General features: G+C 69.2%; 12 protein-coding genes. 1 reads left to right on the forward strand and 11 read right to left on the reverse strand.

Annotation, left to right across the window (positions count from 1 at the left end; all coding sequences use genetic code 11):
* Positions 1-36 precede the first annotated feature (36 nt).
* Positions 37-312 carry a hypothetical protein gene (locus tag ADK67_RS05245; protein ID WP_053715242.1) on the forward strand — a complete coding sequence of 92 codons (276 nt, stop codon included), beginning with the start codon at positions 37-39 and terminating at the stop codon, positions 310-312.
* A 191-nt stretch (positions 313-503) separates the two neighbouring features.
* On the opposite strand, the gene ADK67_RS05250 is transcribed toward ADK67_RS05245, so the two are convergent.
* The 11 genes from ADK67_RS05250 to ADK67_RS05300 form a co-directional block, all read right to left on the reverse strand.
* Entirely contained in the window at positions 504-4,400 is a 3,897-nt protein-coding gene (locus ADK67_RS05250) for a DNA-directed RNA polymerase subunit beta' (protein WP_053715243.1), read from the reverse strand.
* A 95-nt stretch (positions 4,401-4,495) separates the two neighbouring features.
* Positions 4,496-7,978, reverse strand: coding sequence for a DNA-directed RNA polymerase subunit beta (rpoB, locus tag ADK67_RS05255; RefSeq protein WP_053715244.1), 3,483 nt, complete (start codon positions 7,976-7,978; stop codon positions 4,496-4,498).
* Between the two features lie 470 nt (positions 7,979-8,448).
* Entirely contained in the window at positions 8,449-9,450 is a 1,002-nt protein-coding gene (locus tag ADK67_RS05260) for a hypothetical protein (protein WP_157619940.1), read from the reverse strand.
* Between the two features lie 9 nt (positions 9,451-9,459).
* Positions 9,460-9,972: a hypothetical protein gene (locus ADK67_RS05265; RefSeq protein ID WP_053715246.1), complete on the reverse strand. Its 513-nt coding sequence runs from the start codon at positions 9,970-9,972 to the stop codon at positions 9,460-9,462.
* A 12-nt stretch (positions 9,973-9,984) separates the two neighbouring features.
* Positions 9,985-11,220 carry an MCE family protein gene (locus ADK67_RS05270; protein WP_053715247.1) on the reverse strand — a complete coding sequence of 412 codons (1,236 nt, stop codon included), beginning with the start codon at positions 11,218-11,220 and terminating at the stop codon, positions 9,985-9,987.
* Positions 11,217-12,374 carry an MCE family protein gene (locus ADK67_RS05275; protein ID WP_053715248.1) on the reverse strand — a complete coding sequence of 386 codons (1,158 nt, stop codon included), beginning with the start codon at positions 12,372-12,374 and terminating at the stop codon, positions 11,217-11,219. The genes ADK67_RS05270 and ADK67_RS05275 overlap by 4 nt, the downstream gene beginning before the upstream one ends.
* Positions 12,371-13,540: an MCE family protein gene (locus ADK67_RS05280; RefSeq protein WP_082403232.1), complete on the reverse strand. Its 1,170-nt coding sequence runs from the start codon at positions 13,538-13,540 to the stop codon at positions 12,371-12,373. Before ADK67_RS05280 ends, ADK67_RS05275 begins: the two co-directional genes overlap by 4 nt.
* A gap of 1 nt (position 13,541) precedes the next feature.
* Positions 13,542-14,567: an MCE family protein gene (locus tag ADK67_RS05285; RefSeq protein ID WP_053715249.1), complete on the reverse strand. Its 1,026-nt coding sequence runs from the start codon at positions 14,565-14,567 to the stop codon at positions 13,542-13,544.
* Entirely contained in the window at positions 14,564-15,592 is a 1,029-nt protein-coding gene (locus ADK67_RS05290; protein ID WP_053715250.1) for an MCE family protein, read from the reverse strand. Before ADK67_RS05290 ends, ADK67_RS05285 begins: the two co-directional genes overlap by 4 nt.
* A complete protein-coding gene (locus tag ADK67_RS05295) occupies positions 15,589-16,917 on the reverse strand; it encodes an MCE family protein (RefSeq protein ID WP_053715251.1) in 1,329 nt (442 codons plus the stop codon). Before ADK67_RS05295 ends, ADK67_RS05290 begins: the two co-directional genes overlap by 4 nt.
* On the reverse strand, positions 16,914-17,753 hold the full coding sequence (locus ADK67_RS05300; protein WP_053715252.1) for an MlaE family ABC transporter permease: 840 nt from the start codon (positions 17,751-17,753) through the stop codon (positions 16,914-16,916). Before ADK67_RS05300 ends, ADK67_RS05295 begins: the two co-directional genes overlap by 4 nt.
* Between the last annotated feature and the right edge of the window lies 1 nt (position 17,754).

A 17,754-nucleotide genomic window follows, 5' to 3' on the forward strand; every position in this document is an offset into this window, starting at 1 on the left:
CGCGTCACGGGCCCCGAACCGCTGCCCCGCCTCTGCGTGAAGCACCTCCGCGGCGCCGACCGCGTGGTCGTCGCGTTCCCCTCGCCGCGGACGGCGTGGATCCTGCTCGTCGGCCCGCACGACGACGACCCCGGCCGCGACCTCTACGAAACGCTGTACGAACTGGCCGGCGTCCGCCCGAAGCTGACCGAGAAGCGCACCAAGCCACCGTGCTGCTCGGACGCCACCCCACCACTGGCCGACGCGGACCTGGTCGACGACCTGGTCGCCCGCGCCCGCTCCCTGGCCAAATCCCGCCGCCGCCTTACCTGACCCCCGCGTGTCGAACCTTCACGTCGCGCGTGTCGAACGCTCAGGTACCGCGTGTCGAACGCTCGGGTACCGCGTGTCGAACCTTCGGGTACGGCGAGTTGAACGCTCAGGTCGGTCGAGTCCCTCGCGTGACGCATGCGAAAGGCCCCCGGAGCGGGAGGCTCCGGGGGCCTTTCAGCGGACTAGCTGCTTCAGCGGTAGTCGCGGCCGAAGTCGTAGTCGTCCAGCGGGACGGCTGCGCCCGTGCCCGTGCCGAAGACGTCCGGCGTGTAGTAGCCGTCGTCGTAGCTCGGGATGGCGTACGCCGCCGCACGCGCTTCCTCGGTCGGCTGCACCTGGATGTTCCGGTACCGGTTGATGCCGGTGCCGGCCGGGATCAGCTTGCCGATGATCACGTTCTCCTTCAGGCCGATGAGCTTGTCCGAACGGCCGTTGATGGCGGCGTCCGTCAAAACCCTCGTCGTCTCCTGGAAGGAGGCCGCCGACAGCCACGAGTCCGTGGCCAGCGACGCCTTCGTGATGCCCATCAGCACCGGACGGCCGGCGGCGGGCTCGCCACCCTCGGCCACCACGGCCCGGTTGCCCGACTCGAACTCCGCGCGCTCGACCAGCGAGCCCGGCAGGAACTCGGTCGCACCCGAGTCGATGATCGTCACCCGGCGCAGCATCTGCCGGACGATGACCTCGATGTGCTTGTCGTGGATCGCCACACCCTGGGCCCGGTACACCTTCTGGACCTCACCCACCAGGTGCAGCTGGGCCTCACGCGGGCCCATCACGCGCAGCACCTCGTGCGGGTCGGGCGTGCCTTCCAGCAGCTGCTGGCCGACGCCGACGTGGTCGCCGTCCTGCAACGGGCCGGTGGCCGTGTTCGCGAGCCGCTGACGCTTGGACAGCTTCTCGAAGAGGATCTCCTCGGACCCGTCGTCCGGGATGAGGGTGATCTTCCAGAACCGGTCGCCGTCCTCGATGCGCACCCGGCCGTCGACGTCCGCGATGGGCGCCTTGCCCTTCGGCACGCGAGCCTCGAACAGCTCCTGCACACGGGGCAGACCGGTGGTGATGTCGTCACCGGCCACACCACCCTGGTGGAACGTGCGCATGGTCAGCTGCGTGCCGGGCTCACCGATGGACTGCGCGGCGACGATGCCCACGGCCTCGCCGACGTCGACCAGCTTGCCGGTCGCCATCGAACGGCCGTAGCACGACGCGCACACACCGACCGCGGACTCGCAGGTCAGCACCGAGCGGACCTTGACCCTGGTCACGCCCGCCTCGACGAGCGTCGCCAGCGCCGGGTCGCCGAGGTCGTCACCGCGGTTGAGCACGATGTTGCCACCGGCGTCCGTGATGTCCTCGGCGATGGTCCGCGCGTACACGCTGGTCTGCGCGAACTCGGCCAGCACGACCTTGTCGCCCAGCCGCTCGCCGACCGTCATGTTCACGCCGCGCGTGGTGCCGCAGTCGACCTCGCGGATGATGACGTCCTGCGAGACGTCCACCAGACGACGGGTCAGGTAACCCGAGTCGGCGGTGCGCAGCGCGGTGTCGGCCAGACCCTTGCGGGCGCCGTGCGTGGCGATGAAGTACTCCAGCACCGACAAGCCCTCGCGGAACGAGCTCTTGATCGGCCGCGGGATGTACTCGCCCTTCGGGTTGGTCACCAGACCACGCATGCCCGCCAGCGAGCGGACCTGGGTCATGTTGCCCGCCGCGCCCGACATCACGATCATGCGGATCGAGTTGTCCTCGGGGAAGTTGGCCTCCATGACCTCGGCGACCTCTTCGGTGGCCTTGGTCCACACCTTGACCAGCTCGTTGTTGCGCTCCGTGTGGGAGAGCTGACCGCGCTGGTAGCGCTTCTCGACCGCGTCCGCGAGCTTCTCGTACTCGTCCAGGATGCCCTGCTTGGCCTCCGGCACGAGCACGTCGGAGATCGCGACCGTGACACCCGACCGGGTGGCCCAGTAGAAACCGGCGTCCTTCAGCTTGTCCAGCGTCCGGGCGACGGTGACCATCGGGTACCGCTCGGCCAGGTCGTTGATGATCGTCGCCTGCCGCTTCTTGGGCATGACGTCGTTGATGAACGGGTAGTCCGGCGGCAGGACCTCGTTGAACAGCACGCGGCCGAGGGTGGTCTCGGCGAGCCACGCCTGACCGGGCTCCCAGCCCTCGGGCTCCTGGCCCTTCGGCGGGTTCTTGTCCGTGATCCGGATCTTGACCATGGACTGCAGGCCAAGGACCTTGCGGTCGAACGCCATCAGCGCCTCGGCGGGCGAGGAGTAGGCCTGGCCTTCGCCGAGGTCACCCTTCTTGTGCCGGGTCAGGTGGTACAGGCCGGTCACCATGTCCAGACGCGGCATGGCCAGCGGCTTGCCCGACGCGGGCGAGAGGATGTTGTTCGACGACAGCATCAGCACGCGCGCCTCGGCCTGCGCCTCGGCGGACAGCGGCAGGTGGACCGCCATCTGGTCACCGTCGAAGTCGGCGTTGAACGCTTCACAGACCAGCGGGTGCAGCTGGATGGCCTTGCCCTCGACCAGCTGCGGCTCGAAGGCCTGGATGCCCAGCCGGTGCAGCGTGGGCGCGCGGTTCAGCAGCACGGGGTGCTCGGTGATGACCTCTTCCAGCACGTCCCACACGGCGGGGCGCGCGCGCTCCACCATCCGCTTGGCGGACTTGATGTTCTGCGCGTGGTTGAGGTCGACCAGCCGCTTCATCACGAACGGCTTGAACAGCTCGAGCGCCATCTGCTTGGGCAGGCCGCACTGGTGCAGCTTCAGCTGCGGGCCGACCACGATGACCGAACGGCCCGAGTAGTCGACGCGCTTGCCGAGCAGGTTCTGGCGGAACCGGCCCTGCTTGCCCTTGAGCAGGTCGGACAGCGACTTGAGCGGCCGGTTGCCCGGGCCCGTCACCGGCCGGCCGCGGCGGCCGTTGTCGAACAGCGCGTCGACGGCCTCCTGCAGCATCCGCTTCTCGTTGTTGACGATGATCTCGGGCGCGCCGAGGTCGATCAGTCGCTTGAGGCGGTTGTTGCGGTTGATGACGCGGCGGTACAGGTCGTTCAGGTCGGACGTGGCGAAGCGGCCACCGTCGAGCTGCACCATCGGGCGCAGGTCCGGCGGGATGACCGGGACGCAGTCCAGCACCATGCCCTGCGGGTTGTTGCGGGTCGCCTGGAAGGCGGCCACGACCTTCAACCGCTTGAGGGCGCGCAGCTTCTTCTGGCCCTTGCCGCTGCGGATGGTCTCGCGCAGCACGTCGGCCTCGGCGTCGACGTCGTAGTCACCCAGCAGCCGCTGGATGGCCTCCGCGCCCATGGCGCCGGTGAAGTAGTCGCCGTAGCGGTCGTACAGCTCGCGGTAGAGCAGCTCGTCCGCGATCAGCTGGGCGCGCTCGAGCTTGGTGAAGGTGGACCAGATCTCGTCGAGCCGGTCCAGCTCGCGCTGGGCGCGGTCGCGGAGCTGGCGCATCTCGCGCTCGCCGCCCTCCTTGACCTTGCGGCGGACGTCGGACTTGGCGCCCTCCGCCTCCAGCTCGGCCAGGTCGGCTTCCAGCTTCTGCGCGCGGGCCTCGACGTCGGCGTCACGCCGGTTCTCGACCCGCTTGCGCTCGACCTGCATCTCGTTCTCGAGTGTGGGCAGGTCGTTGTGGCGCAGCTCGGTGTTCACGCCCACGATGACGTAGGCCGCGAAGTAGATGATCTTCTCGAGGTCCTTGGGAGCCAGGTCGAGCAGGTAGCCCAACCGGCTGGGGACGCCCTTGAAGTACCAGATGTGCGTGACGGGCGCGGCCAGTTCGATGTGGCCCATCCGCTCACGGCGCACCTTGGCGCGGGTCACCTCGACGCCGCAGCGCTCACAGATGATGCCCTTGAAGCGGACGCGCTTGTACTTGCCGCAGTAGCACTCCCAGTCCCGGGTGGGACCGAAGATCTTCTCGCAGAACAAGCCGTCCTTCTCCGGCTTGAGCGTGCGGTAGTTGATGGTCTCGGGCTTCTTGACCTCGCCGTAGGACCACTGGCGGATGTCGTCGGCGGTCGCGAGACCGATGCGAAGCTCATCGAAGAAGTTGACGTCGAGCACGTCTACTCTCTTCCCCTTTTTGGTTCGGTGCTGCTTGGGGTGCTGGTGGCTGGGTCACCGGGAGCACGCGGGGTGCTCCCGGTGACCGGCGAGCGTCAGTTGACGACGTCGTCCACGGACGGCGACTCGGTCCTCGACAGGTTGATGCCGAGGTTCGCGGCCGCGCGTTCGAGGTCTTCGTCGTCGCCGTCGCGCATCTCGATCGCGGCGCCGTCCGAAGACAGCACCTCGACGTTGAGGCACAGCGACTGGAGCTCCTTGAGCAGCACCTTGAAGGACTCCGGGATACCCGGCTCCGGGATGTTCTCGCCCTTGACGATGGCCTCGTAGACCTTCACGCGGCCGAGCACGTCGTCGGACTTGATCGTGAGCAGTTCCTGGAGCGTGTACGCGGCGCCGTACGCCTGCATCGCCCAGCACTCCATCTCACCGAACCGCTGACCACCGAACTGCGCCTTACCACCCAGCGGCTGCTGCGTGATCATCGAGTACGGGCCGGTCGAGCGGGCGTGGATCTTGTCGTCGACCAGGTGCAGCAGCTTCAGGATGTACATGTAGCCGACGGACACCGGGAAGGGGTACGGCTCGCCGCTGCGCCCGTCGAGGAGCACCGCCTTGCCGTTCTCCTTGACCATCCGCTCGCCGTCGCGGTTCGGGATCGTCGAGCCGAGCAGGCCCGTGATCTCGTCCTCCTTGGCGCCGTCGAAGACGGGCGTGGCGGTCTTGGTGCCGGGTTCGACGTCGTACAGCTCCGCCGGCAGGTTCTTCGCCCAGTCCGGGTCGCCGTTGATGCTCCAGCCCTGCTTGGCGATCCACCCGAGGTGGGTCTCCAACACCTGGCCGATGTTCATACGACGCGGCACGCCGTGCGTGTTCAGCACGATGTCGACCGGGGTGCCGTCCTCGAGGAACGGCATGTCCTCGACCGGGAGGATCTTGCCGATGACGCCCTTGTTGCCGTGCCGGCCGGCGAGCTTGTCGCCGTCCTGGATCTTGCGCTTCTGGGCCACGTACACGCGGACCAGCTCGTTCACGCCGGGGGGCAGCTCGTCGTCGTCCTCGCGGCTGAACACGCGGATGCCGATGACCTTGCCGTACTCGCCGTGGGGCACCTTCAGCGACGTGTCGCGCACCTCGCGCGCCTTCTCGCCGAAGATCGCGCGGAGCAGGCGCTCCTCCGGGGTCAGCTCGGTCTCGCCCTTGGGCGTGACCTTGCCGACCAGGATGTCGCCGGGCTGGACCTCGGCGCCGATGCGGATGATGCCGCGCTCGTCGAGGTCGGCCAGGACCTCCTCGGAGACGTTCGGGATGTCCCGGGTGATCTCCTCGGCGCCCAGCTTGGTGTCCCGCGCGTCGATCTCGTGCTCCTCGATGTGGATCGAGGTCAGGACGTCGTCCTGCACGAGGCGCTGCGACAGGATGATCGCGTCCTCGTAGTTGTGGCCCTCCCACGGCATGATCGCGACGAGCAGGTTCTTGCCCAGCGCCATCTCGCCGTTCTCGGTGCACGGGCCGTCGGCCAGCACCTGGCCCTCGTGCACCCGGTCGCCCTCGTTCACGATGGGCTTCTGGTTGATGCACGTGCCCTGGTTCGACCGGCGGAACTTGTGCAGGCCGTAGGTCTGCCGCGAGCCGTCGTCGGCCATGACCGTGACGTAGTCGGCGGAGATCTCCTCGACCGCACCGGTCTTCTTGGCCACCACGACGTCACCGGCGTCGACCGCGGCGCGCAGCTCCATGCCGGTGCCGACCAGCGGGGACTCGCTGCGCAGCAGCGGCACCGCCTGGCGCTGCATGTTCGCGCCCATCAGGGCGCGGTTCGCGTCGTCGTGCTCGAGGAACGGGATCATCGCGGTCGCGGCCGACACCATCTGCCGCGGCGAGACGTCCATGTAGTCCACGTCGGACGGGTCGATCTGCTCGACCTCGCCGCCCTTCTTGCGGACCAGGACCTTCTCCTCGAGGAAGTTGCCCTCGTCGTCGATCTTGGCGTTCGCCTGCGCCTTGACGTAGCGGTCCTCTTCGTCGGCCGTCAGGTAGTCGATCTGGTCGGTGACCCGGCCGTCGACGACCTTGCGGTACGGCGTCTCGATGAAGCCGAACGGGTTGACCCGCCCGTAGGAGGACAGCGAGCCGATCAGGCCGATGTTCGGGCCTTCCGGCGTCTCGATCGGGCACATGCGGCCGTAGTGCGACGGGTGGACGTCGCGGACCTCCATGCCGGCGCGCTCACGGGACAGACCACCCGGGCCGAGCGCGGACAGGCGCCGCTTGTGGGTCAGGCCCGCGAGCGGGTTCGTCTGGTCCATGAACTGCGACAGCTGGGACGTGCCGAAGAACTCCTTGATCGCCGCCACCACCGGGCGGATGTTGATCAGGGTCTGCGGCGTGATGGCCTCGACGTCCTGGGTCGTCATGCGCTCGCGGACGACGCGCTCCATGCGGGACAGGCCGACCCGGATCTGGTTCTGGATCAGCTCGCCGACGGTGCGCAGGCGGCGGTTGCCGAAGTGGTCGATGTCGTCGACCTCGACGGGCACCTCGGTGTCGCCGGGCTTCATCGACGTCTCACCGGCGTGCAGGCGGACCAGGTACTCGATCGTCGTGACGATGTCGTCCTCGGTCAGCACGCCCGTGGAGATCGGGGAGGCCAGGCCCAGCTTCTTGTTGATCTTGTACCGGCCGACCTTCGCGAGGTCGTAGCGCTTGTCCTTGAAGAACAGGTTCTCCAGCAGCGCCTGCGCGGACTCCTTCGTCGGCGGCTCGCCCGGACGCAGCTTGCGGTAGATGTCGAGCAACGCCTCGTCGGTGCCCGCGGTGTGGTCCTTCTCCAGCGTCGTCAGCAGCGTCTCGCTGAACGAGAAGCGCTCGCGGATCTGCTCGGTGGTCCAACCCAACGCCTTCAGCAGCACGGTCACCGGCTGGCGGCGCTTGCGGTCGATGCGGACACCGACGGTGTCGCGCTTGTCGACGTCGAACTCCAGCCAGGCACCCCGAGACGGGATGATCTTGACGCTGAAGACGTCCTTGTCGGTCGTCTTGTCGATCGCGGTGTCGTAGTAGACACCCGGCGAGCGGACGAGCTGGGAAACCACGACCCGCTCGGTGCCGTTGATGATGAACGTGCCCTTGTCGGTCATCATCGGGAAGTCACCCATGAACACGGTCTGGCTCTTGATCTCGCCAGTGGTGTGGTTGGTGAACTCCGCCGTGACGAACAACGGGGCGGCGTACGTCATGTCCTTGTCCTTGCACTCCTCGGTCGAGGCCTTGACCTCGTCGAAGCGCGGGTCGGAGAAGGAGAGCGACATCGAGCCGGAGAAGTCCTCGATCGGGGAGATCTCGTTCAAGACCTCCTCGAGGCCGCCCGTCGGCGCCTCGTCACCTTCGTCGACGCGGCGCTGGAACCACGCCTCGTCGCCGGTGAGCCATTCGAACGACTGGATCTGCAGGTCGAGCAGGTTGGGCGTCTGAAGCGGTTCGTGGATCTTCGCGAAAGAGACTCGCTTCGGCGCTCCGGGAATCCCCGACGTGGAGTTGGTCGCAGCAGTGGCCTTGGTCGCGCGAGAGATCGCCAAGATGCGTCCTTCCAGGGACAGGTAGCTGGCTAGTCAGCGGAACTAGCACGGCTGTCAAGGGTGCGGCGATGCCCGGCAATCCAGCTCTCGGCGAAGGGCAAACGGAAAGAGGGCAGCGCAAAGGAGCAGTCTAGCCACGCGCGCGGCAACTGTCGAGAGGCACCTGGAAGGACCTTTCTCGTGCTCACCGACAGAGTGACCCCGCCGACGCCCACAGTCAAGATGCCACGCGGCGATCACCCCACTGGCGCAAGGCGCGATAACGCGGAGTTACCGCTGTGACCTGCGAAAATACATGGACGTGAGCAACCGTGAACCTTTGGCGGGTGTTCAGACCCCGAAGGGAGACAGTGACGATCCCGTTCAGTTACCTGCTCAAAAATGTGGCGCAGATCACGTATTCTGAGGCTTGAAACCCGGTCCGGAGTCCTGAGTGGACGCCCGGAGCGGCCGTCCGGCCGCCACCGGGGTCAGCACTTGGCGGTTTCGGCCGCCTGGTCGCCGCTCTGGCCGAACATCTCCATGTTGTCGACCTTCCACCGGCCGTCGACCCGCTGCGCGCTCACCCGCATCGTCGCGGTGCCGCCGCCGCTCTGGTTGTCGGTGGTGCGCGTGGTGATCTGGTTGAGGAACAGCAGCACGGTGGCGTGGTCGCCGTCGAGCGAGGTCACGCCGCTGGACACGGCCTTCACCGTGACCACGAGCTTCTGCTCGGGCGCGAGCGTGCGCACCGGGCCGAAGACCGCGTTGTACTGGCACTGCGCCTTGCCGATGAGCAGCTCGTTGGCCGCCTTCTCGGTGGCGGAGACGTCGGCGAAGTTGTACGAGAACGCCTTCTCGATCGCCTCGCGGGTCTGCCCGACGACCTCGGTCGTGCCCGCGCTGTCCACCAGGGCCCGGTTGTAGCTGACGCCGTCGGCCCGGTTCTGGAACCACACGCCCAGCCCGACCAGGAGCGCGGCCAGCACGACCAGGGCGATCGGCAGGGCGGGGCCGGACGCGGCGAGTCGGGACGAGCGGTCCGCGGGCCGGTTGTGCCGGGCGGCCCAGGCGTCGGCGTCGGACTTCGCCCGGTGCGCGCCGTCGTCGGTCAGCACGCTGGGCGCGACGGCCTCGCCGGTGCGCTTGCGGCGGCCGGTCGGGCGGGGGCGGGGCGCGGGCTCGGAGGTCTCGCCCTCGGCCTCGTCGTCCTCGCTGGGCTCGATCAGGCCCGTGACCTCGGTCGGACGGGTGAGGTCACGGTCGGAGGGCAGGGTCTCGGTGCGTGCGGCGCTCGTGTCGATGGCCGCGGTGTCGAGGGCGGTCGTGTCGATGGCCGCCGTGGCATCGGTGCCGTCGACCTGCGCGTCCTCGACCGGCGTCGTGTCGGACGGTGCGGCCTGCTCGGGGCGTTTGCGCAGGCCGGCGACGCGCGGCCGGGTGGTCGGCGTGGTCGGGACGGGGCGGCGGCGGGGCGGTGGCACTGACGTCATCTCCTCGGGTCACGCGCCGCCGGGCGAGACCGGCCCCAGCGCGCTGAGCTTCCAACCGGCGTCGGTGCGGGTCAGGTCGGTCTGGTACCCGTTGACCTTCCTCACCGACTGCCCGCTCTCCGGCGTCACCGTGGTCTCCACGACCGCGATGAGGTGCGCCTTCCCGGCCCGCGCGTCGAGCTCGGTGACGGACGCGTCCAGCACCCGGCTCACGGTCACCGTCTTGGCGTCCTCGATCTGCTTGCGGCGCTTGTCCCGGCCGTCCTCGATCTCGGCGCGCAGCTCACCCGTGGACGAGTCGAGCCAGCGGGTGAGGTCCTCGTCCACCTTCTTGTAGTCGAGGGTGGTGAAGTTCGCGATCCCCACCTGCCCGACCCGCAGCACCTCTTCGCGCTCCCGCGAGAACGCCACCGAGTCGTTCGAGGACGCGCTCCACCACGACACCCCCGCCCACAGCGCGTAGCCGGCGGCCAGCACCGCGAGCGCGGCCGCGACCGGCAGCGTCCAACGTCGAACGTCCATCAGTCCCTCTCCTCAGCCCGGCAGACCGAGCAGCTGCCCGAGGCTGGTCAGCACCGGCGGCTCGGCGGCGGTCTGGCCCGCGGCCGGCTCCCGACCCGGCTGCGACGTCGCGTCACCGGCCGGCGTCGCCACCGGGATGCCACCGTAAGGCGCGTTCTGGGCACCCCGCACGCCGGTGGCGCTGCCGGGCGCCAACGCGCAGTACGCCTGCGTGTTGAACTCGGCCTGGGTGGTGTCGGTGCCCTGCCGGATCGTGGTCGTGTCGTAGCCGACCGTGCACGGCGGCGGGTCGAACACGTTCAGGGCCAGCCCGAAGTGCGCGCCCGTGCCGTCGCCCTTGGCCACGGTGAACCCGCCGCCGACGATGATCGGGTAGGTGACGGCGATCTGCTCCAGCCCGTCCAGCCGCGTGACCAGGATGTTCCCCGTGGTCAGGAGGTTGGCCAGCACCACGCCCAGGTTGGGCCCGGTCTCCCGGAGCAGCGCCGACACCTGCTCCGCGGCCTGCGGCGACACGCCGATGAGCCGCCGGAGGTCGGTGTCGGAGTTCTTCAGCTGCTCGGCGAGCGCCCGCAGGTCGGTGGAGAACGATCGGATCGCGCCGCCCTGCTCGGCCTGCGTGTTCAGCACCACCAGCCCGCTGTCGAGCAGCGCCTTCGTCTGCGGCAGGTGCTCCGTCGCCGCCTGGGTGAACAGCTTGGTGTTGTCCAGCAGCACCTGCAGGTCCGGCCCGGTGCCGTTGAACGCCAGGTCCAGCTCGTCGACCACGGTCCGCAGCGACTCGGTCGGCACCGACTTGGCGAACGCGTCGAGGTTGGTCAGCAGGTCGTCCACCGGCGGCGGCGTCTTCGTGGCCGACCGCGGGATGACCGACCCGTCCGCCAGGTACGGCCCGTCCTCGCCGCGCGGGCGCAGGTCGACGAACTGCTCGCCCACGGCGGACCGGTTGGCCACCACGGCTTCGAGGTCGGCCGGGATGGACGGCGCGCTCGGGTCGATGTCCAGGTCGACCTCCAGCCCGTCCCCGGTCAGCCTCATCTGCCCGACCCGGCCCACGGCGACGCCCCGGTAGGTGACCTCGGCGTTGGTGAACACGCCGCCGGAGTCCGCGAGCTGCATCGTCACCACGTACCCCGACGCGCCGAACACGCGGCCGAGCCCGACGTACCGCGCGCCGACATAGCTCACGCCGACCAGGGCGATCAGCACGAACGCGCCGATCTGGAGCTTGATCCGGCCCGAGATCACCGCCCACCTCCGAGCAGTCCGCCGAGCAGGTCGCCGAGCCCGGAGTCGCCCGACACGCCGGGCAGCGGCAGGTTCGGGAGGGGCAGCGGCAGGGACGGCGCGGTGCCGTCGACGCCGGGCAGCCCGGGCAGGGTGGGCAGCGGCGACTGCCGCGACCGGCCGAGGTTGTCCACGATCGTGCCCAGGTCCAGGTCGATGTCGGCGTACATGTTCGTGTAGTCGCCCTTTATGGCGTCCATCGCCGAGTCCGGGAACGGGTAGGTCAGCAGCAGCTCGAAGCCGTTGGGCAGGTTCGTGCCCGCCTCGGCGAGCTTCTGCAACGTCGGCGTCAGCGCCTTCAGGTCGGCCACGATGTCGTCCTTGGACTTGTGCACCGTGTCCACCGCGACGTCGGACAGCGCGTCGAGCGACTGCAGCAGCGTGACCAGCTGGGTGCGCTGCTCGCTGAGCACCTTCAGGCCCGGCTCCAGCCCGTCCAGCACGCCGGTGATCTGGTCGCGCTGGGCGTTCAGCGTGCCGCCGAGCCGGTTGAGCCCGTCCAACGCGCGGGTGATCTCGCCCTTGTGCGCGTCGAGGTCGCCGACCAGCACGTTCAGGTTGTGCAGCAGCGACCGGATCTGCGGCTCGTTCCCCTCCAGGGCCGCGTTCAGCTCCCGGCTGATGTCCTGGAGCTGGGCGATGCCACCGCCGTTGAGCAGCATGGACAGCGCGCCGAAGACCTCTTCGACCTCGGGGTTGCGGTTGGTCCGCTCGACCGGGATGACCGAGCCGCCGGTCAGGGAACCCTCCGCGCGTCCCTCGGCGGGCCCGGCCAGCTCGACGTACTTCTCGCCGAGCAGCGCGGACTGGCGCAGCCGGGCGACCGCGTTGCCCGGCAGCTTCACGTCGCCGTTGACCAGCACGGTCACCTCGGCGGTCCAGCCGTCCGCGCCCAGGTCGATCCGGTCGACCCGGCCGACGGGCACGTCGTTGACCTTCACGCCGGCCTGCGGCACCAGGTCCAGCACGTCCTTGAATCGCACCTTCACCTCGTACGGCCGGTCGCCGACGTCCGCGCCGCCGGGCAGCGGCATGTTGTAGACGCCGTCGAAGCCACCCGAGCCGCAGCCGGTCAGCACCAGCGCGCTCGCCACGAGCACCGCGAACCGCCTCACCGCGGCACCCCCGCGAGCGGCAGGGGCAGCGGCAGCTTGCCCTGGGCGAGGTCGGTCGCGACCTCCTGCGGCGTCTTCAACGGCACCGCGCCGCTGAGCACCGGCTCCAGTTGGCGGCACGCCTCGGCGAGCACACCCGGCACCCGGCCCGGCTCGACACCCTGGATGAGCTTGCAGATCAGCACGATCGGCGGCTGGCTCAGCTCGTTCAGGTCGGCCCGCGCGTCGAGCGTGCCGGAGGCCGCGTTGTAGGCGTTCTGGAGGTTCCCGAGGGCGAGCGGCCCGACGTCCAGCGCCTCCGCCAGCGACGCGCGCTGGTCGACCAGGATCTGGGTGATGCCGGCGAGCTTGTCGACGTTCGACTTGAGCACGGCCCGGTTGTCCTGGATGAAGCCCTGGACCTGGCCGAGCGCGGTGGCCAGCTCGTTCAGCGCGCCGCCCAGGTTCTCCCGCTCGTCGGCGAGGAAGCCGGCGACCTCGGCAAGCTGCCGGTTGAGGTCGCGCACCTGGCTGTCGTTCGCGGCCAGCATCCCGGTGAACTTCTGCAGGTTGTCCACGGTGCCGAACAGGTCGTCCTTCGAGCCGGACAACGTGCGGGTGGCGTCACCGAGCTGCTTGACGGTGTCGCCGAGCGCCTGCCCGTTGCCCTGGAGGTTGTTGGCCGCCGAGTCGAGCAGCTCGGACAGCGCGCCGTCCTTGTTCGCCCCGTTCGGGCCGAGCGCGGTGGTCAGCTTGTCCAGGCTCGCGTACAGCTCGTCCAGCTCGACGGGGGTGGCGGTGCGCTCGCGCGGGATGGTGGCGCCGTCGCCCATCACGTCGCCGCCGGTGTAGACGGGCGCGAGCTGCACGTACCGGTCGCTGACCACGCTGGGCGCGACCACGACGGCCTGCGCGTCCGCGGGCACCCGCACCCCGCGGTCGACCGACATCACCACCTTGACCAGCGCGCCCTGCGGCTCGACCTCCTCGATCGTGCCGATCCGCACGCCGAGCACGCGCACGTCCGAGCCGGGGTAGACGCCGACGGCCGCGCCGAACATCGCGGTCACCCGTCGGCTGTCGGCGCCGGCGAACACCCACCACATCGCCGCCGCGGCCACGATCGCGAGCACGCACGCGATCGCGACGGCCCGGACCAGGTCACGGCCCGCTCTCGTGGTCGCCACGTCAGTTCCCCCTCTGCACGCCGGGAGGGAGGCAGCCCTCTTCGTTGAAGCCGACCACGCCGAGGTTCACCGACGGCGGCAGCAGGCCGCAGATGTAGACGTCGAACCAGCGGCCGTTGCCCAGGGTGTTGGCGAACACCCGGAAGAACGGGCCCATCAGCGCCAGGCTGCGGTCCAGCGAGTCCTGGTTGCGCTGCAACATCGTGGTGACCCGCTCCAGCTGCTCCAGCGCGGGCCGCAGCTGCGCGGAGTTGTCGGCGACCAGGCCGGACAGCTCCTTGGACAGCTCACGGGTGCCCTTGAGCAGCGCCCCGATCGCGTCCCGCCGCTTGCGCAGCTCCTCCAGCAGCAGGTTGCCGTCCGCGAGCAGCTTCTCGAACTGCTCGTTGCGGTCGGACAGGGTCTTGGTGATCTCGTTCGTGTTGGCCAGGAGCCGGGCCAGCTGCTCGTCGCGCGACGAGATCGTCTTCGACAGCGCCGACAGGCCGTCCAACGCGCCGCGCACGCTCTCCGCGGAGCCCTGGAACGTCTCCGACAGCACCTGGAAGCTGTCCGCGAGCTGCTGGGTGTCGATCTGGCCGACCGTGGACGCCAGGCCGTTGAACGCCTCCTGCACGTCGTACGGCGACAGCGTGCGTTCCCGCGGGATCGGCTCGCCCGGGTCCAGCGGCTGCGCGCCCTGCGGGTCCAGGGCCAGGAACTTCTGGCCCAGCAGCGTCTTGATCCGGATCACCGCGGTGGTGCGGTCGCCGACCCAGGCGTCCTTCACCCGGAACGACACCTTCACCTTGTCGCCGTCCAGCTCGACCTTGGTCACCTTGCCGACCTTCACCCCGGCCACCCGCACCTCGTTCGACGGGATCAGGCCCGCCGCCTCGGTGAACTCGGCCGAGTACGTGGTGCCGCCGCCGATGATCGGCAGGTCGTCGGAGTAGAAGGTGGCGAGCAGCAGCAGGGCGATCACGGTGAGGCTCACCGCGCCGACCGCCACCGGGTTCCGCTGCGCCGCGTTCTTCGGGGTTCTCATCGGCGGCACCTCGGTTGCGTGACCGGCAGAGCCGTGATCGGGATCGGGTCGTTGATGATCGGCGGCACGGCGACCTGGCCGGTGCCCTCGCACAGGAAGAAGTTGAACCAGGACCCGTAGGACGCGGTCCGCGACATCGCCTCGATCTTGGTCGGCAGGTTCCGGATGACGCCCTCCACGATCGCCTCGTGGTCCCCCAGCGTCTTCGACACCAGGCCCAGGTTGGCGATGTCGTCCTTCAACGGCTGCCGCGACTGGTTGAGCAGGTCGGCCGTCGTGCCGGTCAGCTCGCCCATGGCGCTGATCGCGTCACCGATCGGCTCGCGGTCGCCCGCCAGGCCCGTCGTCAGCTCCTGCAACGTGGTGACCAGCGTGGACACCTGCTCGCTCCGCGAGTTCACGGTGTCCAGCACGGCGTTGAGGTTGCCGATGACCTCGCCGATCACCTGGTCGCGGCTCGCCAGCGTGGACGTCAGCGACGCGGTGTGGCGCAGCAGGCTGTCGATCGTGCCGCCCTCGCCCTGCAACACCTGGATGATCTCGTTGGACAACTGGTTCACGTCGTCCGGGTTCAGCGCCTGGAACAGCGGCTTGAAGCCGTTGAACAGCACGGTCAGGTCGAGCGCCGGCTTCGTGCGCTCCAACGGGATCACGTCGCCGGGCTTGAGCGCGGACGCGTCGCCCACGCCGTGCTCCAGCGCGATGTACCGCTGGCCGACGAGGTTGCGGTACTTGATCGTCGCGGTGACGGACGCGGGCAGCGTGCGGTCGCCCTCCAGCGAGAACTCCACCTCCGCCAGCCGCCGGTCGACCACCCGGATCCCGTCGACCTGGCCGACCCGGACGCCCGCGATGCGGATGTCGTCGCCCTCGTTCAGCGCGGTCACGTCGGTGAACCGGGCGGTGTAGCCGGTGGCGCCGTTGAAGTTGACGTTCGAGATGGTCACCGCGAGCAGCGTGGTCGCCAGGACCGTGATCGTGGCGAACACGCCGAGCTTGATCAGCGGCGCGGCCAGGGACCTCATGCCGTCACCTCCGCTCCCCGGTACAAGGGGCCGAGCAGCAACGCGGTGAAGCTCGGCATCTCGCGCTTCTTCAAGCCGAACTGCGGTGCGAGCAGCGCGGCCAGGAAGTCCTGCTCCTCGGGCGAGTTCGCCAGCGACGGCACGCCGCCGAACGACGACACGACCGTGCCGTCCTCCCGGATCGTGCCCGTGTTCGGCGGCAGCACGCCGTCGGTGGCCGAGCGCGCGGGCGCCGGCGACGACGAGCCGTCCTTCACCGGGCCCTCCGGCGGGTACTGCGGGAACGGGTCCGGCCTCGGCACGATGTCGTAGCAGCGCGGGCCGCGCTTGTCGGCGTACTCCGGGTCGTCCTTGCCCGGCTCGTACTTGCCGCGGTTGGCGGTGATCTCCAGCGTGATGTGCAGGCCCGGCTCGTCGGTGCCCTTGCCGAACACCTGGTCCATGATCGGCCTGAACTCCGCGAGGCCCTTGAGCAGGCAGGGGTACTCGGGCGAGTACTTGGCGAGCAGCTCCAGCGTCGGCCTGCTGACGTCGGCGAGCTGGATCAGGTTGTTCTTGTTCACCGCGAGGAAGCTGTTCAGGTCGAGCGACGTGGTGGTGAGCGTGCCGTACAGGGCGAGCAGGTTGTCGCGCTGCTCGACCAGCGTGCGGCTGGTGACCGTGGCGTCCGACAGCGCCTGCACCAGGTCGGGCGCGGCGTCGGCGTAGACGTTCGAGACGTCGGCGAGGCGGCTGATGCCGTCCTTCAGCTTGGGCAGCTGCGGGTTGAACTCGCCCAGGTAGGCGTCCAGCTGCACCAGCGTCTCGCCCAGCGGCTTGCCCCGGTTCTCCAACGCCTGCGACATCGCGGTCAGCGTGGTGGCCAGCTTCTCCGGCTGCACGGCCTGCAGCACCGGCATCAGGTCGTCGAGCACGCGTTCCAGCTCGATGGCGCTGCTGGAGCGGTCCTGCTCGATGACGGCGCCCCCGGTCAGCGGTACCTCGCGTTCGTCGGGCAGCACGAGGTTCACGTACCGCTCGCCGAACAGGGTCTTCGGCAGCAGGCGCGCGGAGACGTTGCGGGGGATGTGCCTGGCCTGCTCCGGGTCGAGCGCCAGGTCGAGCTCGGCGCCGTCGCCCGAGGTCCGGATGCCCTTCACCTGGCCGACGATCATGCCGCGGACCTTGACGTCGGAGTCGATCAGCAGCTGGTTGCCGACCCGGTCGGTCTTCAACGTCACCTTCACGACGTCGGTGAACGCGTCGTTGTACAGCGCCACCGTGACGGAGAGGAAGAGGGCGATGACCGCGATGAACGCGACGCCCAGGAGCCTGCGCCTGATCATCCCGCGATCCTCACCGTCGTCGTGGTGCCCCAGATGGCCATGCTCAGGAAGAAGTCCAGCAAGCTCGTCGTGACGATCGCCGTGCGCACCGCGCGGCCGACCGCGACACCCACGCCCGCCGGGCCGCCGCTGGCCCGGTAGCCGTAGTAGCAGTGCGTCAGGATGATCACCACGGCGAAGACCAGCACCTTGCCGAAGGACCAGAGCACGTCCACCGGTGGCAGGAACAGGTTGAAGTAGTGGTCGTAGGTGCCCGCCGACTGCCCGTAGAACTCGACCGTGATGAACCTGGCCGCCAGGTACGACGTGAGCAGGCCGATCACGTACAGCGGGATGATCGCGATGAAGCCCGCGATGATCCGCGTGGTGACCAGGTACGGCAGGCTGGGGATGCCCATGACCTCCAGCGCGTCGATCTCCTCGGAGATCCGCATCGCGCCGAGCTGCGCGGTGAAGCCGGAGCCGACGGTCGCGCTCAGCGCCAGGCCCGCGACCAGCGGCGCGATCTCGCGGGTGTTGAAGTACGCGGACACGAAGCCCGCGAACGCCGACGTGCCGATCTGGTTCAGCGCGGTGAAGCCCTGCAGGCCGACGACCGTGCCGGTGAACACCGACAGGCCCACCATCACGCCGATCGTGCCGCCGATGACGGCCAGCGCGCCCGAGCCGAAGCTGACCTCGGCCAGCAGGCGCAGCGTCTCGCGCAGGTAGCGGGTCAGCGTGCGCGGGATCCAGCAGATCGCCCGGACGTAGAACCACAGCTGGTCGCCGAAGTTGTCCAGCATCGCCAGCGGCGCGTTCGCCGCCTTGCGGAACCGGTCGGTGCTCGTGGCCATC

It is taken from the genome of Saccharothrix sp. NRRL B-16348 (assembly GCF_001280085.1).
Taxonomy (GTDB): domain Bacteria; phylum Actinomycetota; class Actinomycetes; order Mycobacteriales; family Pseudonocardiaceae; genus Actinosynnema.

Bases quoted from the DNA above. Each gene is read 5' to 3' on its own strand.
- ADK67_RS05260 (WP_157619940.1), bottom strand. From the start codon at position 9,450: ATGACGTCAGTGCCACCGCCCCGCCGCCGCCCCGTCCCGACCACGCCG.
- ADK67_RS05265 (WP_053715246.1), bottom strand. From the start codon at position 9,972: ATGGACGTTCGACGTTGGACGCTGCCGGTCGCGGCCGCGCTCGCGGTG.
- ADK67_RS05285 (WP_053715249.1), bottom strand. From the start codon at position 14,567: ATGAGAACCCCGAAGAACGCGGCGCAGCGGAACCCGGTGGCGGTCGGC.
- ADK67_RS05290 (WP_053715250.1), bottom strand. From the start codon at position 15,592: ATGAGGTCCCTGGCCGCGCCGCTGATCAAGCTCGGCGTGTTCGCCACG.
- ADK67_RS05295 (WP_053715251.1), bottom strand. From the start codon at position 16,917: ATGATCAGGCGCAGGCTCCTGGGCGTCGCGTTCATCGCGGTCATCGCC.
- ADK67_RS05300 (WP_053715252.1), bottom strand. From the start codon at position 17,753: ATGGCCACGAGCACCGACCGGTTCCGCAAGGCGGCGAACGCGCCGCTG.